The 22,679-nt window shown below is 69.6% G+C and carries 21 protein-coding genes; 17 read left to right on the forward strand and 4 right to left on the reverse strand.

All coding sequences use genetic code 11. The features are described 5' to 3' along the window. The first annotated feature begins 66 nt into the window (after nt 1-66). The 5 genes from ACH4ZA_RS15360 (at nt 67) to ACH4ZA_RS15380 (ending at nt 3,685) form a co-directional block, all read left to right on the forward strand. Entirely contained in the window at nt 67-810 is a 744-nt protein-coding gene (locus ACH4ZA_RS15360; protein ID WP_277437018.1) for a hypothetical protein, read from the forward strand. Between the two features lie 96 nt (nt 811-906). Then, a complete protein-coding gene (locus ACH4ZA_RS15365) occupies nt 907-1,896 on the forward strand; it encodes a hypothetical protein (RefSeq protein ID WP_398429762.1) in 990 nt (329 codons plus the stop codon). Then, the gene (locus tag ACH4ZA_RS15370; protein ID WP_398429764.1) at nt 1,896-2,999 is read left to right on the forward strand and encodes an alcohol dehydrogenase catalytic domain-containing protein; all 1,104 of its coding nucleotides are present in this window, start codon (nt 1,896-1,898) and stop codon (nt 2,997-2,999) included. The genes ACH4ZA_RS15365 and ACH4ZA_RS15370 overlap by 1 nt, the downstream gene beginning before the upstream one ends. 111 nt (nt 3,000-3,110) lie before the next feature. Further along, nucleotides 3,111-3,488: an NAD(P)H-binding protein gene (locus ACH4ZA_RS15375; protein WP_398429765.1), complete on the forward strand. Its 378-nt coding sequence runs from the start codon at nt 3,111-3,113 to the stop codon at nt 3,486-3,488. Further along, nucleotides 3,395-3,685, forward strand: coding sequence for an SDR family oxidoreductase (locus tag ACH4ZA_RS15380; protein WP_398429884.1), 291 nt, complete (start codon nt 3,395-3,397; stop codon nt 3,683-3,685). Before ACH4ZA_RS15375 ends, ACH4ZA_RS15380 begins: the two co-directional genes overlap by 94 nt. A gap of 629 nt (nt 3,686-4,314) precedes the next feature. Here the strand turns inward: ACH4ZA_RS15380 and ACH4ZA_RS15385 are convergent. Further along, nucleotides 4,315-5,379, reverse strand: a complete 1,065-nt coding sequence (locus ACH4ZA_RS15385) for a zinc-binding alcohol dehydrogenase family protein (RefSeq protein WP_398429766.1) — start codon at nt 5,377-5,379, stop codon at nt 4,315-4,317. Nucleotides 5,380-5,932: 553 nt separating this feature from the next. On the opposite strand from ACH4ZA_RS15385, the gene ACH4ZA_RS15390 reads away from it, so the two are divergent. Further along, the gene (locus ACH4ZA_RS15390; protein WP_398429768.1) at nt 5,933-7,138 is read left to right on the forward strand and encodes an amidohydrolase family protein; all 1,206 of its coding nucleotides are present in this window, start codon (nt 5,933-5,935) and stop codon (nt 7,136-7,138) included. A gap of 127 nt (nt 7,139-7,265) precedes the next feature. Here ACH4ZA_RS15390 and ACH4ZA_RS15395 read toward each other — a convergent pair whose 3' ends face one another. Next, entirely contained in the window at nt 7,266-8,051 is a 786-nt protein-coding gene (locus ACH4ZA_RS15395) for an IclR family transcriptional regulator (RefSeq protein ID WP_398429769.1), read from the reverse strand. Between the two features lie 121 nt (nt 8,052-8,172). Between ACH4ZA_RS15395 and ACH4ZA_RS15400 the strand changes: the two genes are divergently transcribed. From ACH4ZA_RS15400 to ACH4ZA_RS15425, 6 genes are read left to right on the forward strand one after another with little or no spacing between them, the layout of a single operon-like run. Beyond that, complete coding sequence (locus tag ACH4ZA_RS15400; RefSeq protein WP_398429770.1) at nt 8,173-9,249, forward strand: cupin domain-containing protein; 1,077 nt, start codon at nt 8,173-8,175, stop codon at nt 9,247-9,249. Further along, nucleotides 9,246-10,076 (forward strand): fumarylacetoacetate hydrolase family protein, encoded by an 831-nt coding sequence (locus ACH4ZA_RS15405; RefSeq protein WP_398429772.1) that lies wholly within the window; start codon nt 9,246-9,248, stop codon nt 10,074-10,076. Before ACH4ZA_RS15400 ends, ACH4ZA_RS15405 begins: the two co-directional genes overlap by 4 nt. Continuing rightward, nucleotides 10,073-10,798: a maleylpyruvate isomerase family mycothiol-dependent enzyme gene (locus ACH4ZA_RS15410; RefSeq protein ID WP_398429774.1), complete on the forward strand. Its 726-nt coding sequence runs from the start codon at nt 10,073-10,075 to the stop codon at nt 10,796-10,798. Before ACH4ZA_RS15405 ends, ACH4ZA_RS15410 begins: the two co-directional genes overlap by 4 nt. A gap of 16 nt (nt 10,799-10,814) precedes the next feature. Continuing rightward, nucleotides 10,815-12,368: an FAD-dependent monooxygenase gene (locus ACH4ZA_RS15415; RefSeq protein WP_398429776.1), complete on the forward strand. Its 1,554-nt coding sequence runs from the start codon at nt 10,815-10,817 to the stop codon at nt 12,366-12,368. Beyond that, on the forward strand, nt 12,365-14,425 hold the full coding sequence (locus ACH4ZA_RS15420; RefSeq protein WP_398429778.1) for an acetate--CoA ligase family protein: 2,061 nt from the start codon (nt 12,365-12,367) through the stop codon (nt 14,423-14,425). Before ACH4ZA_RS15415 ends, ACH4ZA_RS15420 begins: the two co-directional genes overlap by 4 nt. Further along, complete coding sequence (locus tag ACH4ZA_RS15425) at nt 14,415-16,076, forward strand: (2,3-dihydroxybenzoyl)adenylate synthase (protein ID WP_398429780.1); 1,662 nt, start codon at nt 14,415-14,417, stop codon at nt 16,074-16,076. Before ACH4ZA_RS15420 ends, ACH4ZA_RS15425 begins: the two co-directional genes overlap by 11 nt. Nucleotides 16,077-16,318: 242 nt before the next feature. On the opposite strand, the gene ACH4ZA_RS15430 is transcribed toward ACH4ZA_RS15425, so the two are convergent. Together ACH4ZA_RS15430 and ACH4ZA_RS15435 are read right to left on the reverse strand one after the other, a co-directional pair. Next, nucleotides 16,319-16,690, reverse strand: a complete 372-nt coding sequence (locus tag ACH4ZA_RS15430; protein WP_398429781.1) for an antibiotic biosynthesis monooxygenase family protein — start codon at nt 16,688-16,690, stop codon at nt 16,319-16,321. Between the two features lie 92 nt (nt 16,691-16,782). Continuing rightward, complete coding sequence (locus ACH4ZA_RS15435; RefSeq protein WP_398429783.1) at nt 16,783-17,577, reverse strand: alpha/beta fold hydrolase; 795 nt, start codon at nt 17,575-17,577, stop codon at nt 16,783-16,785. Nucleotides 17,578-17,720: 143 nt separating this feature from the next. On the opposite strand from ACH4ZA_RS15435, the gene ACH4ZA_RS15440 reads away from it, so the two are divergent. The 5 genes from ACH4ZA_RS15440 (at nt 17,721) to ACH4ZA_RS15460 (ending at nt 22,355) form a co-directional block, all read left to right on the forward strand. Then, on the forward strand, nt 17,721-18,320 hold the full coding sequence (locus ACH4ZA_RS15440; RefSeq protein ID WP_398429784.1) for a TetR/AcrR family transcriptional regulator: 600 nt from the start codon (nt 17,721-17,723) through the stop codon (nt 18,318-18,320). 206 nt (nt 18,321-18,526) lie between these two features. After that, nucleotides 18,527-18,706 (forward strand): hypothetical protein, encoded by a 180-nt coding sequence (locus ACH4ZA_RS15445; protein WP_398429785.1) that lies wholly within the window; start codon nt 18,527-18,529, stop codon nt 18,704-18,706. A gap of 368 nt (nt 18,707-19,074) precedes the next feature. Continuing rightward, a complete protein-coding gene (locus ACH4ZA_RS15450) occupies nt 19,075-20,160 on the forward strand; it encodes an amidohydrolase family protein (protein WP_398429787.1) in 1,086 nt (361 codons plus the stop codon). A gap of 333 nt (nt 20,161-20,493) precedes the next feature. Beyond that, nucleotides 20,494-21,198 (forward strand): response regulator transcription factor, encoded by a 705-nt coding sequence (locus tag ACH4ZA_RS15455; RefSeq protein ID WP_398429788.1) that lies wholly within the window; start codon nt 20,494-20,496, stop codon nt 21,196-21,198. Nucleotides 21,199-21,224: 26 nt separating this feature from the next. Further along, entirely contained in the window at nt 21,225-22,355 is a 1,131-nt protein-coding gene (locus ACH4ZA_RS15460; RefSeq protein WP_398429789.1) for a sensor histidine kinase, read from the forward strand. Nucleotides 22,356-22,679: the final 324 nt, after the last annotated feature.

The following is a 22,679-nucleotide window of genomic DNA, read 5'->3' on the forward strand; positions in this document are numbered from 1 at the left end:
GCGTTCCAGCCGGTGAAATGCCGCCCTCACCACACGATTCCGGCAGTCAACGGAGGACATGACGACATGAGTACGGAAGCCAAGGACAGCTTCGGTGGCGGAGACCCGTGGGGGTACATCCAGCCGTGGGACGAGGAGCGCTTCGGCCCGGAGATCCACGATGTCAAGCTGCGGGCGAAGTGGGAAATGGCCATGGCCATCGCCGGTGGCCTGCCGTACATCTGGCAGGAGCTGGCGCGGCCGATCTCCGAGATCGTCTACGGTCTCCTCGAACTCCGTCGCGGAGACCGGGTTCTGCTCATCGGTGAGGGCATCGCTCCCGCCGGGTGGGTCGAGGACATGCGGGCCCTGGTGGGACCGGAGGGCGTCATCGACACCGTGGAGATCATCAAGGACGGACGAAACGCCGTCCTGGGCAAGGTTCCCGGGCGGAACGGCCAGGTCGGCTGCTGGCGCTGGTCGTACACGGACTCGGTGGACGACGAGGCATACGACTGTGTCGCCGTGCTGCAGGCGACACAGCACTGTGACGACTGGCCTGAGACGGCTGCGGACCTGCTGCGGGTGATGAAGCCCGGCCGGCGCATTGTGCTGGCCGAAGCGGTCCTGAAGGGAGCGACGTTCTTCTCCCGTATCGACTCCGACGTCCACCTTCGGCAGTGGTTCGACAAACTCTTCGGGCACGTCCCCGTGGACGACATCCCCTACTACTCCGGAGAGCAGATCCGCGAGGCGTTCGGGGACAAGGTCGACAGCCCTCAGCTGATGGAGTGGAAGGGCATCGAGATGTACTGGGGCCGAAAGAGGTGACCACTGCCACGAGCTTCGGCCAGCAGGCGGAGGCACACATTCACTCCATGTCGCCCAAGTTGATCCAGCCGTTCACCGAAGGACAAGGAGGTCCCCGTGAGTGTCGTTGAAGACGTCATGGCCCTGGGCTCCGACCATCCGCTGCGCAGTATCGTCCGCGACGAGGATCTGCTGCTCTCGCCGCCGCATCCCCCGAAGGTGCCCGTCAAACTGTGGCAGGAGCACCCGCTGCTGACCGTGGTGCACTACCCGCAGCAGTACGAGCCAGAGGCATTCGCCCGGCCGCGCGATGTCTACGAGAACGACGAGATCCGTGTCGAGTGGCAGAAAATGGACGGCCGGCAGCCGTTCTACCACCGCAACTGCGACGTCGACGAGATCTCCTACCAGATCGGCGGCGAGCGGACCCTGATGTCGGAACTCGGCGTGATCGAGTTCCAGTCCGGCGAGTTCTCCCGTATCCCCCGCGGGGTCGCCCACGACAACTACGGCCGCGAGGACAGCCACCTGCTGTTCTACATCCCCGCACCGGTCACCGAGCTGGCGCCGGCCCAGCGGGAGTCGGGGGCCGTGTTCCCGCCCTTTCCCGGCTGGCAGCCCGGCGAGGCCAACGAGGCGATTACCCAGTGCATGGCCGCGGCCGGCCACGACGTCACCGTCTTCGGGGTCGACGAACAGCTCCTGCTCGAGCAGGTGCACCAGGAGGACCAGCGGATGGCGGTGCTCCGGGCCGATCCCGGTCAGGACGTCACCTGGCTGTACACGACCGATCGCATCCGCCTCGGCATGGTCACCACCACCCCTGGCGGACAGCGCCGCTACCGGCGCACCCTCGACGCCGACGAGATCCAGTACCAGGCCCACGGCCACCGCACGCTGATCACCCAGCGCGGCATCCTCGACCTCGAGCCGGGCGACTTCGTGCGTATCCCGCTCGGCATCTCCCACGCCAGCGTGGTGACCGAGCCCGGTGACTACGTCAGTCTCCTCTCGCACCAGGAACTGCACCAGGTCGCCGAGACCGCACGGACGGCGAACGCCTACACCCCCGAACAACTTCCGAGCCTCACCGTGGAGGTCCACTGATGGCCACGATGCTTGCCCTGCGAGCGCACCAAGGCGCCGAAGCACTCGCACTGGACGAGATACCCGTCCCCGAGCCAGGTCCGCTCGACGTGGTCGTGAAGGTCGCCTCCGCCGGCCTGGCGCCGGGCATCATGCGCCTGCTCCAGATGGGGGCGATCAAGCACCTGCCCACCACCCTGGGACACGAGGCCGCAGGCGTCATCTCCGCCGTCGGCCGCGACGTCACCGGCCACGCGGTTGGCGACCGGGTGCGGGTCCACCCCCTGCTGAACTGCCGTGAGTGCGACTACTGCCGTACCGGCCGGGACATGATGTGCGCCCAGCAGGCCATGCTCGGCCACGCCGCCTTCGGGCCTGCTCCGATGCCCCTGTACGAGCAGTACCACGACGGCGGACTCGCGGAGTACGTCCGTGTCCCGCACTGGCTGATCGATTCCCTGCCGGACTCCGTCAGCTTCGACGTCGCGGCCAAGGTCCAGGATCTGGCCAACGCCGTACGCGCACTCAAGTGCGCCGACCTTCCGGAACGGGCCACTCTCGTGGTGACCGCCGCGACCGGCACCATGGGAACCGCGACGGTCAGACTCGCGGAGCACTTCGGAGTCGCCCGTCTCATCCTCGTAGGCCGCGACACAGAGCGTCTCCAGCGCGTCGCGGGGCTCGCCGGCGGCATACCGGCCGACATCGTCGCACTCGACGAACTCCCTGAGGACTGGTCGACCGACGGCACTCTCACCCGCAGGCTGCGCCGGCTGGCACCCGAGGGAGCCCACGCCGTCATCGACTTCATCCCGGAGGGTCCCGCCCTCGGCCAGACGATGGCCGGCATGGCCACCGGCGGCACACTCGTGCACATGGGTGCCAACTCCACCCCGCTGTCGCTGCCCCCTATCGTCCTGATGATGAACTGCTGGCGCTTCGTCACCACTCGCGCGTGCACGCGCGAGGACACGACGGATGTCCTGCGGCTGCTCGAGACAGGCACCCTCACCGCCGACGAGCTCATCACCCATCGGTTCCCGCTCACCGAAGCGCTCAAGGCCATGGACGCCATAGAGCAACGTGCCGACGACCCGATGTGGATGACCGTGATCAACCCCTGACCCGACGCACAATTGTCACCGGCTCCGCGGAGCCGCCTCACAACAGCAGGAGGAGGCCGGGAAAGTGTCCGAATCAGAAGCCGTACGCAGCCAGGAACCCCCCTGACCGCAGTGGTCGGGGCGGCCGGGCTCTGCGGCAGGTACGTGCTGGAGGCCGCGCTGCGAACTCCGTTCCGGGTCCGGGCCGTGGTGCACGGACCGGCGGGGCGGGAACGGGTGGCTGCCCTGGGCGTGGACGACGTTGTCGAGGCCGGCCTGGAGACGCCGGACACAGTCCGCCAGGCACTGAAGGACGCGGACTTCGTGTTCATGATTCCGCCGGCGTTCCACCCGGAGGAAGACTGCTCGCCATCAGGGCACTTGAGGAGGCTGAGCACGCGGGCGCCCGCCGGTTCGTGTACCTGTCCGTCCTCCACCCGCACACCCCCGGGCTGCGCCACCACCTGCGCAAGGCGTACGCCGAAGCCGCCGTGCGGGCCTCGCCGCTGAACTGGACGGTCCTCCAGCCCTCGATGTTCGCGCAGATCGTCCTGTCGACGTGGGGGAGGGCTCCGGCCGGCCCCGTCGAGGTGCCGTTCGGCGTCGACAACGAGTTCTCGTTCATCGACTTGCGCGGCTTCGGGGAAGCCGGAATGAGAGTGCTCTCCGAACAGGGGCACGGTTCGGCTGCCTACGAACTCGCTTGACCCGCCCTGACGTTGGCCGAGGCGGTGCGTTTCGCCGGGCGTGCACGAGGACTGGATCTGGAGGCGAGGACGGTGGACTGGGCGGTCGCACCGCTCCCGCCGGGAGTGGTCGACTCCGCGTCCCGAGCCTTGGACATGCGCGCCATGTGGCAGGACTATGACCGGCACGGCCTGCGCGGCAACAGCAACGTCCTGCGGATGCTGCTCGACCGTGAACCCGCGTCCTTCGAGGAAGCGGCCACCGCGTTCGCCGCGCGAGACTGAGCCCTCTTGACGCAGCGGGGTGTCTCTGAAGAAGGGGAGAGGCACCCCGCACAGGGACTCCACCACCATGCCGGGTTCGCGCTCCCACTGCGTGCGGTGCGCCGGAGCCAGGTGTCAGCGCAGGGAGGCGACGGGCCGTAGACCGTGGAGCAGGGTCCCGACGAGCATGTCTACGGTCAGTTCCAGGTCGACGCCCGTACGGAGTTCCCCGTACCTGCGCCTGACGACCTGTGTCCCGCTCAGGCCAGGCTGCGCACGGTGTGCGCGAAGCCCCCGGCGGGGTCACGCAGCGAACAGCGGCGGGGCGGCCCGTGAAGACCGCCGCCCCGGACCGCATCCGTACCCCTTCGGTGGTTGGCCGGGCGTCAGGGCAGGAGGATGACTTTGCCGGTCTGTCGTTGGCTTTCGAGGTAGGTGTGGGCTTCGGCCGCTTCTTCGAGGGGGTAGGCGCGGTCGATGATCGGGGTGATCTTTTTGTCTGCCAGCAGTTCCAGGCACAGTTGTTGGTCGCGCAGAGTGGCGCCGCGCACGCTGGCGATCTTGACCTGTTGGCCGATGAGGGCGAGTGCGTCCAGTTCGAGGCGGGATCCCTGGTCGGTCGGTGTGCCAAGGACGATGACCGTTCCGCCGAGGCGTGTGCAGGCAAGGGAGAGCTGGAAGAAGTCGTTGCCGCCGACGCAGTCCCAGACGGCGTCGGCGCCCAGGCCGTGGGTCAGCTCCCGAACCTGTGCCGGCATCCGGGGGTCGGTGGAGTGCACGATGTGGTCGTAGCCGAGCTTGCGGAGTGCTTCGTCGCGGTCCGGCTTGGTTGTGGTGCCGATGACGGTGGCCCCGCTCAGCTTGGCCAGTTGTGCGCAGGCGATCGCCATTCCGCCGCTGGCGCCGGTGATGACCACCGTGTCGCCGGGGCCGACGGGCGCTTGCCGGGCGCAGTTGAGCGGGGTGGTGTAGGTCCACATGGTGGCCGCGGCCGTCTCGTAGTCGACGCCGTCGGGGATGGGCAGGACGGCGTCCTGGCGGCGTGCGACGTACTGGGCGTATCCGCCGAAGACCTGGTGTCCGGGATAGGCGGTGTCGACACACAGGTTTTCGAGTCCCCGTACGCACAGGGCGCAGTTGCGGCAGGGCGGGTGCGGAAGCTGGACCGCCCTGTCGCCGGTGCGCCAGCGGGTGACGTTCTCGCCGGTGGCGACGATCTCACCGGCCGCGTCACGGCCGAGCTGGAACGGCAGGGGCCAGGCCGGCCGTCCCGGCAGAGGCTGGGGCAGGTTGCCCGAGCGGTAGCGCAGGTCCCAGCTGTTTACGGCCGTGGCGTGCACGCGCAACAAGACGTCGTCGGGGCCGATGTCGGGGATCTGTGCCTCGATGTACTTGAGCACCTCGGGCCCGCCATGTTCGAACAGGCGGACCGCCATCATGGTCTGTTCCACTCTCACGTTCCTTCAGATCGTTACGCGGCTCATCGCAGGCCCGGCACAGCCGCCGGCACCTCACCCGCCCCGGGAAGACCCTGCGCGAGCAGACCCCGACCACGCGGCTCATGCGGGACGGACCAGGAAGCTGACCAGTCTGACGATTCGGGGTAGCCCGTGTGTGGGCTGGCCGTGGCGGTCGGTACAGATGGACAGACCGCTCGGGTTCTTGACTATGAGTCATGAGGTAAGGCCGAGTCTGTCTCTGCTACGTCACTGGCCTTGACTGGAAAATATCCTAGAACTAGCTTGGCTCCAGTTCAAGAGAGGGAGTGGGTCGCAGCCCCACGTCACCCAGGAGCGCTCCGGAGTGTGACCCGGCCGTCGGACGCGGCCCGTCAACTCTGCGAGCCGGTCACCACCAGCCCACTCCCTGCCTGCCGCCATGCCTTCGACGGCTGCGGCTCGAAGGGCCATCGGCCTGATCGTGAACGACGCGCACCCTCGCGGAGCGCAACAGCCATCGGCAGGACCCTGGCAATCACCCGCGCGCCCCAGAGGGAGAGTGGACATGCCCGACGACCGTTCCTTCCAAGCCATGGATCCGCCCGCTGAGCCCCGTACCGAGCCTCCTGCGAAGTCCACCCGGCGAAGATTCATCGCCACTGCTGCCGCTGCCGGAGGAACTGCCGTGGTCGGCGGTCTGGCTGCGGGACAACCCGCGCTCGCCGCGGAGGTAGTCCCTGGTAGCCGTGACTCCATGACGGTCGGCGGCTCGAAAGACCATCGGAACGCCAAAAAGGAGAAGAAGATGCGCATCGTGGCCGTGGAGGAAGCGTTCTCCATTCCCGGAGTCATCCGGCAGGAGGCAGCGATCCGTCAGCGCTTGGAGGCAACGGAAGAGACCAAGCGGGAGTGGTTCCGGCGCCTGGACGACGTGACCGAACTGCGGCTGGCGGACATGGACGCCAATGGCGTCGACATACAGGTCCTCTCGTACTCCACGCCGGGTCTCGAAGTGATCGAGGATCCGGCGGAGGCGGTGGCCGTGGCGCGGCGGGTCAACGACTATCTGGCCAAGGTGGTCGCCAGTCATCCGAACCGGTTCGCGGGCTTCGCGGTGCTTCCGCTGCAGGACCCGAAGGCCGCGGTCGTGGAGCTGCGTCGAGCGGTGAAGGAGCTCGGGCTCAAGGGCGTGTTGTACAACGACCATGTACGGGGGCACTACCTGGACGAGCCGCAGTTCAGGCCCGTATGGGCCGAGCTGGAGCGCCTCGGCGTGACGCTGTATCTGCATCCGGCTGTCATTCCGGCCGACAACTGGCGTGTCTTCGACGGGTATCCCCTGCTGGTCGGGCCGTCCTGGGGCTGGACCGCGACGGTGGGCGCCCATGCGCTCCGGCTGATCTACGGTGGCGTGTTCGACGAGTTCCCGGGCGCGTCAGTGATGTTGGGTCACATGGGCGAGCTGCTGCCGTTCCAGATGGCTCGGCTCGACAGCCGCTACCCCGTCCAAGTCCCGGTTGAGAAGAGGGTGCGGCACCAGCCTTCGTACTACCTGCGGAACAACGTGTACGCCACCACCAGCGGAGTCATGTCCCATGCCGCGCTGCTGGGAGCCGTCCATGCCGTCGGTGTCGACCGGGTGCTGTTCTCCATCGACTACCCGTTCGAGTCCAGCGCCGAGGCGGTGGCGTTCCTGCGTTCGGCACCGTACGCGCCGGCCGACCTCGCGAGCATCGCGCACGGCAACGCCGAGCGCGTTCTGAGGCTGTGACCAGAGATCGTCCGAGACTGCGACTGCGCGTTCACCGGGGTCCCTTCGCGGAGGTCGTGCGGCATTCCTCGACGACTGCTACGGCGCGCGCCACCCTGTGGGTCGAGGTGGCGTGCGCCGCCGCCGTTCACAGACCCTGACCGATGTCCCGCGCTGTCGCGAGCAGGGGTTGGGACAGTTCAGCGAGCCGTGCGCGGGTGCACCGGACGGACGGAGCCGCCACGACCACGGCGGCTACGGCGGCACCCGTACGGTCGCGCACACACACGCCGACGGCGTGCACTCCGCGCTCGCTCTCCTGGAAATTGAGGGCGTAGCCGTGGCGGCGCACGGACACCAGCTCCTTCATCAGGCTCTCGAAGTCCTTGGGTGCTTCGGCCCGGTCCTCAGGGAGCCCGTTGGGGTAGAGGGCCCGGAGCCGGTCAGTCGGCAGCGCGGCGAGCAGGGCCTTGCCGCCCGAGGTCACGTGGGCGGGCAGGAGTGTGCCGGTGCGGTAGCTGACGCGCAGTGCCTGCGGGCCTTCCACGCCGTCGAGGAAGCGGCTGCCGTTGCCCTCGAGCACCATCAGGTGGGTCGTCTCCCGGACGGCGTCCGCCAGCCGTTGCAGGTGGGGATGGGCGATGGTGATCAGGTCCGGAGGAGGGGGCGCCTGGCTTCCCCTGATCGCCCGCAGAGCCGGCCCCGGCCGGTACACCTTGTGGCGGTCCTGCACGGCGAAACCCTCGAAGACGAGCATCGCGAGGATCCGGTGCGCGGTCGAGCGCGCGACGCCGAGCCGTTCGGCGACGTCCATCACCCGAAGCTCGTCGAGCTCGTGCAGCAGCCGTACGACGCGCAGGGCGTTGCCGGCGGCGCTCACCGGATACGAAGGGCTCGGCGAGGGGCTCGGCGAAGGACTGCCTGAATTCTCCATAGAGGAATTCTACCCCTCATGGATTCCGATGAGGGGAAATCGCGGCGTAGCGTCAGGGACGGCGCGGAACGATGCGCGCTTCTTCCGGCGGTCGCCGTACGACACGAACGTGGAGGTTTCCATGACCGACACCACCAGCGAACAGACCGAGCGCAAGCTGCTCGACGAGCTGTACGCGGATTTCGAGGACGCGGGCCTGATCCCGCTGTGGACGCAGGTGGACGGCCTGATGCCGATGTCGCCGCAGCCCGCGGCGCTACCGCACCTGTGGCGATGGGCGGAGCTGCTGCCCATCGCACAGCGCTCCGGAGAACTCGTGCCGGTGGGCCGTGGCGGCGAGCGCCGCGCCATGGCCCTCTCCAACCCCGGCCTTCCGGGCCTGCCTTACGCCACCCCGACGCTGTGGACCGCCATCCAGTACCTGGGCCCGCGCGAAGTCGCCCCCTCGCACCGGCACAGCCAGGGTGCCTTCCGGTTCATAGTCGAAGGCGAAGGCGTGTGGACCAACGTCGACGGCGACGCGGTGGCGATGCGACGGGGTGACCTGCTGCTCACGCCGAGCTGGGCGTTCCACGAGCACCAGAACGTCACCGATGAGCCGATGGCCTGGCTCGACGGCCTGGACATCCCGCTCGTATCCAAACTGGACGCCGGCTTCTTCGAGTTCGGCCCCGACGAGCTCTCCACGCGCGAAACCCCCGAGCGCTCACGCGGCCAGCGACTGTGGGGCCACCCCGGACTGCGCCCGATCAGCCGGCCCGACCAGCCCAACTCCCCGCTGAACGCGTACCGCTGGGAGCACACCGATGCCGCTCTGACCGCCCAGCTGGAACTGGAGGACGAAGGCGTCCCCGGCGTGCTCGAGCCCGGGCACGCCGGAGTCCGCTTCTCGAACCCCACCACCGGCAAGGACGCCCTGGTCACGATCCGCACCGAGATGCGCCGCCTGAGGGCCGGCGCCCGGACCACCCCGGTGCGCACGGTCGGCTCCGCGGTCTGGCAGGTGTTCGAGGGCGAGGCGGTCGCGCAGGTCGGCGACAGGGTCTTCGAGATCGCCAAGGGCGACCTGTTCGTCGTCCCGTCCTGGTGCGAGGTCTCGCTGTCCGCCCGCACCCAGGTCGACCTCTTCCGCTTCAGCGACGAGCCCGTCTACGAGGCCCTCGGTCTCGCCCGTACCTCCCGAGGAGAACACAAGTGAAGCTCGCCACCATCCGGGTCAACGGCACCACGCGCGCCGTCCGCATCGACGACGACAAGGCCGTCGACCTCGGCGAGAGCGACCTGGTGGCGTTCCTGCGCCACAGTGACTGGGCGACGCGTGCCGCGGACGCCGACGGTGAGACGTACGAAGGCGCCCTGGACTACGCCCCCGTGGTCGTCGCCCCGGAGAAGGTCGTGTGCGTCGGTCTCAACTACCGCACCCACATTCTGGAGATGGGCCGCGAACTCCCCTCGCACCCGACGCTGTTCTCCAAGTTCGCGCGGGTGCTGGTCGGCGCGTACGACGACCTGATCTTGCCCGCCGCGTCCACGCAGATGGACTGGGAGGCCGAGCTCGGCGTCGTCATCGGTGCCGAGGTCCGGCACGCCGACACGGAGCAGGCGCGGGCCGCGATCGCCGGGTACACCGTGCTCAACGATCTCACCGCCCGCGACTGGCAGTACCGCACCACCCAGTGGGACCAGGGCAAGAACTTCGAGGCCACCACGCCCATCGGGCCGTGGCTGGTGACCGCCGACGACCCCGCGGTCTGCGCACAGGGCCTGAGCCTGACATGCGAGGTCGACGGCGACACGGTTCAGAAGGCCGACACCGGTGACCTCGTCTTCGACCCGGCCGCGCTCGTCGCGTACCTGTCCGAGGTCGTCACCCTCGTACCCGGCGACGTGATCGCCACCGGCACTCCGGGCGGGGTCGGCCACGCCCGCAAGCCCGCACGCTATCTGCAGGACGGAACACTCCTCGTCACCCGGATCGAGGGGATCGGCGAGATCCGCAACACCTGCCGTCGGGAGACACGGTGAGCGAACGCCCGGCCGCGATGCTGGGGCGGGTGACCAAGGGCACGGCGGCGTTCGAAGCCGCCGTGCACCGGCTGACCGATCCGGGATTCACCAGGACCTCGTGCCTGCCGGGCTGGAGCCGGGCCCACGTCGTCGCCCATGTCGCCCGCAACGCCGACGCCCTCGGCAACCTGCTGATCTGGGCGCGTACAGGTGTCGAGACGCCCATGTACGCAAGTGGCGACCAGCGTGCGCGGGAGATCGAGGAGGGCGCCCGGCAGCCGGCCGAAAAGCTGCGTGCCGAGCTGCTCGCGGCCGACGGCCGTCTCGCCGAGGAGCTCGCCGCGCTGCCCGACGAGTGCTGGGCGGCGACCGTGCGCACCGCGCGAGGACGTGAGGTGCCCGTCTCTCAGGTGCCCTGGATGCGGGTGCGCGAGGTATGGGTCCACGCCGTCGACCTGAACATCGACACCAGTTTCGACGACGTACCGCACGACGTGTGCTCGGCTCTCGTCGACGACGTGACCGCCTCCTTGCGGGGGCGTCCGGACTGTCCCTCCGTCCGGCTGCGGTCCGAGGACGGTGCCCACACCTGGCTTCTGGGCGACTCGGACGGCGTCGAGCCGGTCGTGGTCAGCGGTGACCTGCCCACCTTGGCCGCCTATGCGACCGGGCGGCCTGTGCCCGGCCCCCTGTACCCGACCGGCGGGGGATTCCTGCCGAAGCTGCCCGCGTGGCTGTGAGCACGAAGGAAAGACGATGAAAGTTGCCTGCATCGGCGCAGGGCCCGGAGGACTGTTCTTCGCCACACTGCTCAAGCGGAGCCGGCCCGACGCCGAGGTCGCGGTCTTCGAACGCAATCGCCCGGACGACACGTTCGGCTTCGGAGTGGTCTTCTCGGACGCCACACTCGACGCCATCGACGCCGCCGACCCCGTCCTCAGCGAGGCGCTGGAGAAGCACGGCCGGCACTGGGACGACATCGAGGTCCGCGTGCACGGCGCCCGGGAGCGCGTGGGCGGAATGGGCATGGCGGCCGTGGTCCGCAAGACGCTGCTGAGCCTGCTGCAGGAGCGAGCCCGCGCCGAGGGCGTGCAGATGCGCTTCCAGCACGAGGTCCGCGACCCTTCCGAGCTGGACGACTTCGACCTCGTCGTGGTGTGCGACGGCGCCAACAGCCGCTTCCGCACCCTGTTCGCCGACGACTTCGGACCGACCGCAGACGTGGCGAGCGCGAAGTTCATCTGGTTCGGCACGACCTACGCGTTCGACGGGCTCACTTTCGTCCACGAGGACGGCCCCCACGGTGTTTTCGCCGCCCACGCCTATCCGATCAGTGACTCGCTGAGCACCTTCATCGTCGAGACCGACGCGGACTCCTGGACCAGGGCCGGTCTCGACGCCTTCGATCCGTCGACCCCGCCGGGCATGAGCGACGAGAAGACCAAGGGCTACTTGGAAAACCTGTTCCGCGAGCAGATCGACGGGCACCCACTGGTCGGCAACAACTCCCGCTGGGCCAACTTCGCCACCCGCAGGGCCCGTTCGTGGCGACGAGGCAAGTGGGTGCTGCTGGGCGACGCCGCGCACACCGCGCACTTCTCGGTCGGGTCCGGCACCAAGATGGCCATGGAGGATGCGGTCGCGCTGGCCGAGGCCCTGGGGGAGGCGTCGCACAGCGTGCCGGAGGCACTGGAGATCTACGAGGAGCGCCGCCGCCCCGAGGTGGAGAAGATCCAGAACTCGGCGCGGCCCAGCCTGTCCTGGTGGGAGCACTTCGGCCGCTACGTCCGTACGCTCGACGACCCGACGCAGTTCGCCTTCCACTTCCTCACCCGCAGCATCCCGCGGGGCAAACTCGCCGTGCGCGACGCGTTGTACGTGGACCGCGTCGACGGATGGTGGCGGGGCCGTCACGATGCGGGGCCCCTGAAGACGCCTTTCCGGTGCGGGTCTTACCGCCTTCCGACCCGGCGGGTGACGGCCGACGACGACGTCCTGACCGGGACCGACGGCACCGGCATCCCGATGGTCCCCTTCAGAGGTCAGTCGTCGGAGGCGGGCGTATGGATCGACGCCCCGGACACCGAGGAGGGCCTGCCGCTCGCCCTTGATGAGGTGCGTGAGACGGCACAGGCGGGCGCCCTGCTCGTCGGTGTCCGCGGCGGTACGGCGCTGACCCGCGTACTGGTCGCGGAGGAGGCCCGGCTCGTGCACAGCCTGCCCGCCGCGATCGTCGGCGCGTACGACGACGACACCGCGACCACGCTCGTCCTCTCCGGCCGGGCCGACCTCGTCGGAGGCACCAAGTGACCGCCCTGGACGCGCTGTTCGCACCCCGCGCCATCGCCGTGCTCGGCGCATCGGCCACGCCAGGGAAGCTCGGCGCGGCGATGGCCGACTCCTTGGCTTCCTTCCCAGGGCCGGTGATGAAGGTCAACTCCGGCCGCCCGGACCCCGATCGGGGCTTCTTCCCCACCGTCGGTGAGGCCGCTGCAAGCCACGGCATCACGCCCGACCTGGTCGTCTCCTGCATCCCGGCCGCCGTGACCGCCGACGCACTGCGCGAGGCGGCAGCCGTCGGCGCCCGCGCCACACTCGTGTGCGCCGGCGGGTTCGCGGAAGCCGGCGCCGACGGTGCGCTGCACCAGCGGGCGTTGGCCGAGGTGGTGCGGGACACCGGCATCCGCGTCCTCGGGCCGAACACCTCAGGATTCCTCGCCCCCCACCGACAGCTCACCGCGAGTTTCGTCCCGGGCGTGGCCGACCTGGAACCGGGTCCGGTGGCGGTCGTGGCCGCGAGCGGCGGCGTGAACCACGCGCTGGCGTTCGCCCTGGCCGAGGCCGGCGTGGGCCTGCGTCTGGGGGTCGGGCTGGGCAACAGCCTGGACGTCACCCAGGGCGACGTCCTGGGCCACCTTGCCGAGGACGACGTCGTAAGGGCCGTCGCCCTGCACGTGGAGACCGCCGCGGAAGGCCGCCGCCTCACCGAGGCCGTACGCCGCCTGACCGATCGGGTACCCGTCGTGGCCCTGGTCGTGGGCCGCAGCGACATCGGTGACTTCGCCCGCTCGCACACCGGCGCCCTGGCCACCTCCTGGCGCGTGACCAGGACTGCCCTGCGCCAGGCCGGAGCCTGCCTCGTCGACGACGAACGCGACCTCGTCGACGCCGTCACCGCGCTCAGCCGTGTACGACTCCCCGCGCATCCCCGTGCAGGCGTCGGCCTGGTCACCGCCCAGGCCGGACCCGGACTGCTGCTCACGGACGACCTGCGCTCCCACGGCATCCAGGTTCCTCCGCTCGTCGAACGGACGGTGAAGGAGCTGCGCGACCTGCTCCCGGCCCTCACCTATCTGAACAACCCCGTCGACACCGGTCGGCCCTCACCCACGATCACGCAGATCGTGGAGCGGGTCTCGGAGGATCCTGGTATCGACGTCACCGCCGTCTACGGGCTGTTGGAACCCACCACCGTGGACCTCCCGGCCGCGCTGACCGCCGCCCGTACGGCCACCCCGCTCGTCGCCGTCGTCGGCGGACCCGTGGAACAGGCCCGGCGGACCCGCCGTGAACTCGGCGACGCCGGCATTCCCTGCGCGCCCACGCCGGCCGCCGGATCGACCATGGTGCGCGCGCTCGTCGAGGACGCGGCTGCGCGCGCCCGCCTCGGAGCCACCGTCGTCACCAGCTCCGATGCACCCACCCTGCCCCCACTGGGCCCGGTCGACGAGCACACCGCCAAGAGCGTCCTCGCGGACCTGGGCATCCGTACGCCCGTACGCCGCGTGTGCGCCGACCTCGCCGAAGCACACGCGGCTCTCGACGAGCTCGGCGGCTCGGTCGTCGTGAAGATCCTCGACGCGGACATCCTGCACAAGACGGAAGTGGGCGGGGTCCAGGTCGGCATCCGCACGCACGACGAGCTCGACGAAGCCCTCGCCCGCATGCCCGCGAGCCCCGCTCTGCTGGTGGAGCAGATGGCCCCCGCGGGTCCCGAACTCATCGTCGGCGTACGTCGGGACCCGGTCTTCGGCCCCGTGCTGGCTCTGGGTGCCGGAGGAACGGCCGCCGAAATCCTCGGCGATGTCTCCCTGCGCCTCGCGCCTCTGTCCGAGAACGAGGCCCACGCGATGCTCGACGAGCTCGCCACCCGCCAGCTGTTCCTCGGCGCGCGCGGCGCCGCCCCGGTCGACCGCGCGCGACTCACCCACGTGCTGCTCGCCCTGGCCTCCCTCGCCGCCGACGACGCCGTGGCCGAGTGCGAGATCAACCCCTTGCGCGTCCTGCCCGACGGCGACGTCGTCGGGCTCGACGCCGTAGTGCTGCTGCGAGACCCCCGGGATCAAGGAGGATCCGATGACGCTTGAGGGATTCGTGCCCTGGCCCGAGGAGGCGGCCGACCGCTACCGCGAGGCCGGGTACTGGCGTGGCAGGCCGCTCGGCTCGTACCTGCACGAATGGGCGGAGACCTACGGCGACACAGTGGCCGTAGTGGACGGCGACACACGTCTGACATACCGCCAACTCGTCGACAGAGCTGACGGACTGGCATGCCGCCTGTTGGACGGTGGCCTCAAACCCGGTGACGCGATGCTCCTCCAACTGCCCAACAGCTGGGAGTTCGTCACACTCACCCTCGCCTGTCTGCGGGCCGGAATCGCTCCCGTGATGGCGATGCCCGCGCACCGCGGTCACGAACTGCGCTACCTGGCCGCCCATGCCGAGGTCACCTCGATCGCCGTACCGGACCGACTCGGCGACTTCGACCACCAGGCCCTGGGGCGGGAGGTCGCCGAAGACACTCCGAGCGTACGGTTGTTGCTCGTCGCTGGTGGCACTGCCGGTACCGACGCCACGGACCTGCGCGCCCTGGCCGAACCGGCCGACGACCCGGCCGGCGCGCGGGCCCGGCTCGACGACATCGCTCCGGACAGCGGCGACATCGCCGTCTTCCTGCTCTCCGGCGGCACGACCGGACTGCCGAAGCTCATCACCCGCACACATGACGACTACGAGTACAACGCCCGCCGCAGCGCCGAGGTCTGCGGTCTCGACGCCGACTCCGTCTACCTGGTGGCCCTGCCCGCCGGACACAACTTCCCCCTGGCCTGCCCCGGCATCCTGGGCACCCTCATGAACGGCGGCCGGGTCGTCCTGGCCCGCACCCCGGATCCCGCCAAGGTGCTGCCGCTGATGGCCGCCGAGGGCGTGACGGTCACCGCCGCCGTACCAGCCGTCGTCCAGCGCTGGATCGATGCGGTGGCCTCCGGCCGCCACCCCGCCCCGCCCGCACTACGGCTGTTGCAGGTGGGGGGCGCACGCCTCGCGCCGGAGGTCGCCCGCCGCGCCGAACCCGTGCTCGGTGGCACGCTCCAGCAGGTGTTCGGCATGGCGGAGGGGCTGCTGAACTACACGCGCCCCGATGACCTCGACCACATCAAGATCGAGACGCAGGGTCGCCCCATGTGCCCGGACGACGAGATCCTCGTAGCCGACGCCTCCGACAACCCGGTCCCGCCCGGCGAGATGGGCGCCCTGCTCACCCGCGGCCCGTACACCCCACGCGGCTACTACCGGGCCGCCGAGCACAACGCCCGAGCGTTCACCCCCGACGGCTGGTACCGCACCGGCGACGTCGTCCGGCTGCACCCGTCGGGCAATCTCGTCGTCGAAGGACGAGACAAGGACCTCATCAACCGGGGCGGCGAGAAGATCTCCGCCGAGGAGGTCGAGAACCTCATCTACTGCCTGCCCGGTGTCGCCCGCGTCGCGGCCGTCGCGAAGGCCGACCCCGACCTGGGGGAGCGGGTGTGCGCTGTCGTGGTCGTCGAGCCGGGCACTCACCTGAGCCTCGAATCGGTGCGTGCCGCCCTCACCGCGATGCAGGTGGCGCGCTACAAACTCCCCGAAGACCTGCTGGTCGTGGACGAGTTGCCGCTGACGAAGGTCGGCAAGATCGACAAGAAGCGTCTGCGGGAGGTCGTCCGTGGCGAGGCGGACTCCGTCGAGGCGGTGTGACGGCGCCGGCCTTCCGGCGGTACCTGGGGAGCAGCTCCAGGTACCGCCGTCGCCGTCGCCCCGTGTCCCGGCCGTCGGACCGGCAGGCAGCGGGATGTACGCCGTCCCGGTGACCAGCGACAGGCGTCCTCTCCTACGTCCTGCCGCTGAGTGTCTCTCCGTGCGGACCAGGCCGAGTACGTCGAACACCAGCCGGTCGGTCGGCGGACGCGGATGGGCAGCCCGGACTCGGGTGGCGGTCGTCATTCCCCGTCGCAGACGCCCTCTACGGCGAACTTCTGGTAGAGGTGCGGGTAGGCCACGGTGCCGGCAGGGTAGTTCGCCAGATGCGAGGCGAACTCCGGCGTGCCGAGCGCTGCACGGAGGTGCTCGGTGGACTTCCAGACTGCGACGTTGGTGAAAAGCCGGCTGCCGGCTATGCCCCGGTACAGCTGCACCGAGAGGAGGCTCCCCGACCTCTGCATGTACTCCGCGTCGTCCTTCCAGGCGGCCACCACCTCGTCCTCGTTGCCCTCCGGGGCGACAAAGGTGTTGATGATGGTGACCGGGCCGGCCTCCTCCTTCTGCTGGTCGTGGAAGTGGGTGGACTCGTCGAGCCGGCCGAAACTGAGCATGGTTACTCCATATACGCGCGTGTGGTGAGCTGTGATCAGGGAGCGGTCCGGGTGAGGGGCCAGGCCCCTGTGGTACCGCTCGTGGTGTGTCTTCAGGCGTGGTGCTTGTCGAGGAAGTCGGTCATGAGGTGGAGCCATTCCTCGGTCCGTTCCAGCATCGGCAGGTGGCCGGTGGCGATTTCGGCGAGTTGGGCGCCGGGGATGGTCTCGGCGAGCCGGCGGTGCAGGTTGCTGGAGACGAGGCGGTCGTCGGTGGTCGAGATGACCAGGGTGGGGACGGTGATGCCGGCGAGGTCGTCGCGGACGTCGATCTGGCCGACGAGGTCGGTCTGCTCGGCGCTGCCGTCGACCGTGCTGGCGGCGAGGTAGCCGAGGGTCTGCTGGAGCTGCTCGGCGGGCATGGACTCCAGTGCCTGGGTGCCGAGGGCCATCATGAGCTGGAATGCGGCGAGCAGGTCGCGGTCGCCGGACGCGGCGATCTTGCTCTGGATGGAGGAGGCGAGGGCGAGCCGGTTGTCGCGGTGGGGGAAGGCGGCGGTCAGGACGAGTGCGGTGACGCGTTCGGGGTGGCGGGTGGCGGTGCGGATGGCGACCGGGCCGCCGAGGGAGTAGCCGGACACGGCGAAGCGGTCGAGGCCCTCGGCGTCGGCGGCGGCGACGAGTTGGTCGGCGAGGTCGTCGACGGACAGCGGGGTGGTGGAGCGGGGGGTGTCGCCGCTGCCGGGGTAGTCGATGCCGACGAGGGTGTGGCGGGCGGCGAGGGCTTCCAGGACGGGGCCGTAGGTGCCGGCCAGGCTGCTGCCGGCGCCGTGGGCGAGGAGCAGGCCGGGGCCGGAGCCGAGGCGGGTGCGGGCGTAGGTGGGTGCGGTGAGGTTGCGGGGTGACATGAGGGTCTGCCTTTCGGATGCGCCGACACACGAGAATCATCCAGTGCGTGTGATTGCTTCCTCAGGTCTATCACACGGTACGTATGATTGCTGCCTGTGACGTCAATCACACACGCCGTATGATGTGCGGGTAAGGTGGTGGCATGAAGCAGCCCCTCCACCGCCGTCAGCCGACACCGGGCAACCCGCGCGTACAGCGCACCCGCAACCGCGTGCTGGCGGTCGCGCGAGAACTGCTGCCCGAGGTCGGACCGGCCGGACTGACCTACGCCCTGCTGGCCGAGCGGTCCGACGTCACCCGCCAGACCCTCTACCGGCACTGGCCCACCAGGGCCGCGCTGCTCTTCGACCTCGTCCTCGAAGGCCCCGACCTCGGCACCTACCCCCAACCGGGCAGCGACGTACGAGCCGTGGCCACCGCCTGGCTCAAGAGCCTGCGCGCCGGCGTCAGTGTGCCCGCCGTACGAGCCGCGGCCTTGGCCGTCACCGCGCAGGCCGACCACGACCCCGACAGCGCCCGCGCACTCCTCCGCATCGGCGAAGACCGCCACACCGGCTTCAACAAACTCCTGGAGCCCTCCGGCATCCAGATCAACGACGACCAGTTCACCCTCCTCTACGGACCCGTCCTCGCCCGCCTCTTCCTCGACCGCGGCCACGTCACCGATGCCTTCATCGACACCACCGTCACCCAATGGCTCACCACACTGCAGCCTGCCGACGGCCAGCGGGACTCCCGGTAGTAGTCCCACCGAACGCTCCTGACGGAGGGGAACAACCGCGTTCAGGCAGCTGGACGCGGCTCCTGACGACCCGTCATCGCCGCCTCTGCCGAGTGAGCCTCGCCGTCCGCTCTCGAAGGAGCGGTCGCCGGTGCGGCGATCGGCTTCATAGAGGCTTCATGTGCTGAGTGGTACGTGCTTTATGAGGCGGCTGTTGTCTGGCGGTCATGCGCGTACTCCTCGTCCCGCCGGTGGACAACGTCGACCACCCTGCTGTGCGGCACCTGACTGCCGCGGTCGGCACACCGCTGTCGGAGCTCGGCGATGACGCACTGCATGAAGGAACCGCCCGCCTGTTCACCTCGGTGGGGGCAGCGACGGTGTTGCTCGCGGGTCCGCTCCACTAGCCGACCGGTGAACGCCGGCCTACGCGGCCACGTCGGTGCTGTGGGTTCCCACGCCTGAGCGTCGGACCGATCTCTCGGCGGCAACCGCCCGGGCCGAAAAGCGACTTGGCCGCTCACGCTCCCCGGGTGGCCGGACCGCGTGCACGCCGGCCCGGGGAGAGAGCGGTCTCCACCATCGCGGGGGCCATCGCCCTTCCGCGCAGGCCCTGCCTGCCCGGCGACGCACGCACACATGAACTGACTCGCACACAGAACGAAGAGAGGAACTTGAAATGAACCTGCGACGGAATATCTCACGTCGAAGGATGATCGAAGGGGCATCGGCCGCGGCGCTTGTCGGGGCGGCGGCGGCCGCGATGCCGGCTGCCATGGCTGGGGAGGCGGCACCGTCCGGCCAGGGATTGCCGAAGGGGAACTGGCGTATTGACACCCACGCGCACTACTCGCCCGACGTGTACAACGACTACCTCAAGCGCTACGGCCTCCTCGGCGCCATTACCGGGGCGTACGGTCCCTGGTCGGTCGAGCGGCACGTGGCCTTCATGGATCAGTACCGGATCCAGGCCAGCGTCCTGTCGTTCGGCGACCTCCAAGTGACCGTCGGTCCGGTCGACGACCGGCGCGCCACCGCCCGCGCGGTCAACGACTACGCCCGCGACCTCGTGCAGACCCGAGGTGACCGGTTCGGGATCTTCGCGGTCACCCCGATGCCCGACATCGAGGGCTCGGTGGCCGAGGTGGACCGCGCGCTCGGCGAACTGGATCTCGACGGCATCTGCCTGCTCACCAACTACAAGGGCACCTACCTGGGGGACCCTTCGTTCGCGCCTCTGTACGAGATCCTCAACGACCGCGGTGCCTACGTCTACGTCCACCCGACGGGGCCGGAGAACAACCCGGCTCCCAAGCTGTGCTTCGGCCCCGACATCCCGGCCGGGAACAACGTCTTCGAGTACAACTTCGACGCGACCCGAGCGATGACGAGCCTGATCTACAACGGTGTCCTGCGGGACTACCCGAACATCCGCTGGCACTTCACCCACAGCGGCGGGGCACTGCCGTTCCTGGCCTTCCGGCTCGCGACCCGGCACTCGGCCTTCCCGCCGTTCAACGAGGTGCTGCCCGAAGGCCCCCTCGACTACATGAAGCGGATGTACTTCGACAACGCACAGGCGTTCACCGCCGCGCAGTTGCAGCCGCTGTCGTCACTGGTGCCCGACAGCCACATCATGTTCGGCAGTGACTGGCCGGCGACCCGCCATCTCTACGCGGCCGACAACGTCGAGACGATGCCCTTCCTCAAGGGCAGCCTGCCGAATCTCAAGACAGGCGACCCCGAACCGACCGTCGACGAGATCTACAGCCGGCGCCAGCGGATCGCTCTGGAGCGGAACAACGCCCTTGAGCAGTTCCCGAAGCTGAAGGCGCGTATACGCCGCTCCGGCTCTCGCTGACCCGCGACCGTACGCAGGCCCGGCCTGCCGCCCGCCGCCCGGCAAGGGGCGCGAGCGCGGACGGGCTCTGTGCAAAGGCCGGCGTCGGCCGACGGGGAAGACCATCGACGGGGAGCGGCGTCGGCCGGCCGGGCGAACGCGTCACGGAGGACGGGAAGCCAACCGGACCGGGCGGCGCTCACTGGGTGAGGCCGGCCCACAAAGCGTCGCCGGCCACTGCAGACACCGTACGCTGGCTGCATTCGAGGCCCGCTGCCTCCATGCCGCCGGTGTCCCGCGGCCATGACTGCTTCCCCCTCCCTCTTCCTACCTCGGCGATGGAAAGCGAGCACGATGAGCACGCGGCGCGTTCTGGTCGTCGATGACGAGCCCAAGATCCGCATGACCGTGCGCGGCTACCTGGAGGCGGACGGGTTCCACGTCGTCGAAGCCGCGGACGGACCGTCCGCCCTGCGGTCGGTCACCCGTGACCGACCGGACCTCGTGGTACTGGACGTGATGCTTCCGGGCCTGGACGGTTTCCAGGTCCTGCGCCGCATCCGGGAGGCGAGCCAGATCCCGGTGATCATGCTCACCGCCCGCGACGAGGAGGTCGACCGGCTGATCGGCTTCACCACCGGCAGCGACGACTACGTCACCAAGCCGTTCAGCCCTCGCGAACTGGCACTACGGGTGCGGGCCATCCTGCGGCGCACCGACAGCCGGTCCGAGGCGGATCACGAGGACGGCGTGCTGCGCTTCGACGGACTGACTGTCGATCGCGTGACGCGGACCGTGCAGGTCGATGCCGACCGGACGGTGGAGCTGTCCGCTCTCGACTTCGATCTGTTGTTCGCCATGGCGCGTGTCCCCGGGCGGGTCTTCACCCGGCGCGGCCTGCTGGCCCAGGTGTGGGGCGAGGACTTCTTCGGCGACGAGCGCGTCGTGGACGTGCACATCCGTACTCTGCGGCGCGCGCTGGGCGACGAGGCGAGCGCACCTCGGTTCGTAGGCACCGTCCGCACCATCGGCTACCGGTTCGTCGGGCGCCCCGCCTAGCCGGCGGCCAGGAAGGACACCTGTCCATGCCGTTCTCCGGCTTCCCGGCCTACGGCCGATTTCGTGCGCGGCTGCGCCGAATCCAGCAGCGGATGTCGCTGCGTGACCGGCTGGTGCTCTCGCACGTCATGGTCCTCCTCCTGGCTCTGGCGGCCATGGCGGCGATCAGCGCGCTGATCGAGGTGTGGCTCGGTTTTGACGACATCGAGGGCGACGTGGTCCTGCGGATCGGCCTGTTGTTCGGAGGGGCCGCGGCTTTCCCGGCGTCCCTCGCCCTGAGCCGGTTTCTGCTGCGTCCCCTCGACAGGGTGCGCGCCGCCACGCGTCGGCTCGCCGAGGGACACTACGACGACGTCCTCGAACTCCCCAGCGAGCCGGGCCTGGCAGCGCTGGTCCAGGACGTCAACACGCTGGCGGCAGCCCTCGCTGACACCCAACGCCGCCGCGCCCGGCTCATCTCCGAGGTCGCCCACGAGATGCGCACCCCCATCACCATCCTCCGCGGCCAGATCGAGGGTGCGGCCGACGGCATCTTCGTCCCCGATGAGGCGATGTTCGCCTCCCTCGCCGACGACCTTCACCGGCTGGAGCGCTTGGCGGACGACCTCTCCAGCCTGTCCCGGTCGGAGGAGGCGGCCTTCGATCTGCACCGCAGGCCCACCGACGTGGCCACGCTGGCCCAGGCCACGGCCGAGCGGCTGCGCCCCCAGTACGACGACCAGACGGTAGCCCTGACCGTGGACGCAGGCACACCCGTCGGCACGTTCTGCGACCCGGACCGGATCACTCAGATCCTGGTGAACCTGCTGGGCAACGCACTGGCCGCATGCGATCCGCACGGGCATGTGGCGCTGTCCGTGCACACCGAACCTGCTCCCGCACGCCACGTCATCGTCCGTGTCAGGGACGACGGCATCGGCATCGCCGCACACGACCTCGAACGCGTCTTCCACCGCTTCGAACGCCTCGAGCGTCTCGGTCGACCTGCTGCTGCCGGTGGCAGTGGCATCGGCCTGACCATCGCCCGGGGCATCGCCCGAGCCCACGGCGGAGACATCACCGCGGAATCCGACGGGCTGGGCAAGGGAGCAACGTTCACCCTGCGCCTGCCGCAGGCAGACGGCCCCGGAGCCGGCAGGCCTCCGGCCTCCCGCTGACTCCATCGACCCCCCCGGAGCGGCGGTGATGAGCAGGGCGCGGTCACGAAGGACGCCGAGCCGTGCATCCAGTGAGTGTCGCCCACTCCGGAGACGGCGAGGGCGCGTGCGGCCGGCGCGGCGCGGGAGCCTGGCCGGCGACACGACCCAGAAGAGCGCGGTGAGCGCGGGAACCTTGGCGTAGGGGGTGTCGGTACGGCGCGCCTGGCTGGTCTATCAAGTGGTACCGCGGTACAACACCGTGCGCTGGTTCGCGTCGGCGTCGCGCAGGGGCCGGCCGACCAGGGGCGGTGCTTCCTGCTCCACGGGATGGGGGTGGGACCG

This window comes from Streptomyces sp. NPDC020597 (assembly GCF_044335095.1).
Classification (GTDB): Bacteria; Actinomycetota; Actinomycetes; order Streptomycetales; family Streptomycetaceae; genus Streptomyces.

Excerpts from the sequence above, each read along its gene's own strand:
- ACH4ZA_RS15390 (WP_398429768.1), top strand. The coding sequence starts at position 5,933 with ATGCCCGACGACCGTTCCTTCCAAGCCATGGATCCGCCCGCTGAGCCC.
- ACH4ZA_RS15415 (WP_398429776.1), top strand. The coding sequence starts at position 10,815 with ATGAAAGTTGCCTGCATCGGCGCAGGGCCCGGAGGACTGTTCTTCGCC.
- ACH4ZA_RS15400 (WP_398429770.1), top strand. The coding sequence starts at position 8,173 with ATGACCGACACCACCAGCGAACAGACCGAGCGCAAGCTGCTCGACGAG.
- ACH4ZA_RS15450 (WP_398429787.1), top strand. The coding sequence starts at position 19,075 with ATGGCTGGGGAGGCGGCACCGTCCGGCCAGGGATTGCCGAAGGGGAAC.
- ACH4ZA_RS15395 (WP_398429769.1), bottom strand. The coding sequence starts at position 8,051 with ATGGAGAATTCAGGCAGTCCTTCGCCGAGCCCCTCGCCGAGCCCTTCG.
- ACH4ZA_RS15370 (WP_398429764.1), top strand. The coding sequence starts at position 1,896 with ATGGCCACGATGCTTGCCCTGCGAGCGCACCAAGGCGCCGAAGCACTC.
- ACH4ZA_RS15440 (WP_398429784.1), top strand. The coding sequence starts at position 17,721 with ATGAAGCAGCCCCTCCACCGCCGTCAGCCGACACCGGGCAACCCGCGC.
- ACH4ZA_RS15435 (WP_398429783.1), bottom strand. The coding sequence starts at position 17,577 with ATGTCACCCCGCAACCTCACCGCACCCACCTACGCCCGCACCCGCCTC.
- ACH4ZA_RS15425 (WP_398429780.1), top strand. The coding sequence starts at position 14,415 with ATGACGCTTGAGGGATTCGTGCCCTGGCCCGAGGAGGCGGCCGACCGC.
- ACH4ZA_RS15445 (WP_398429785.1), top strand. The coding sequence starts at position 18,527 with ATGCGCGTACTCCTCGTCCCGCCGGTGGACAACGTCGACCACCCTGCT.
- ACH4ZA_RS15430 (WP_398429781.1), bottom strand. The coding sequence starts at position 16,690 with ATGCTCAGTTTCGGCCGGCTCGACGAGTCCACCCACTTCCACGACCAG.
- ACH4ZA_RS15455 (WP_398429788.1), top strand. The coding sequence starts at position 20,494 with ATGAGCACGCGGCGCGTTCTGGTCGTCGATGACGAGCCCAAGATCCGC.
- ACH4ZA_RS15460 (WP_398429789.1), top strand. The coding sequence starts at position 21,225 with ATGCCGTTCTCCGGCTTCCCGGCCTACGGCCGATTTCGTGCGCGGCTG.
- ACH4ZA_RS15360 (WP_277437018.1), top strand. The coding sequence starts at position 67 with ATGAGTACGGAAGCCAAGGACAGCTTCGGTGGCGGAGACCCGTGGGGG.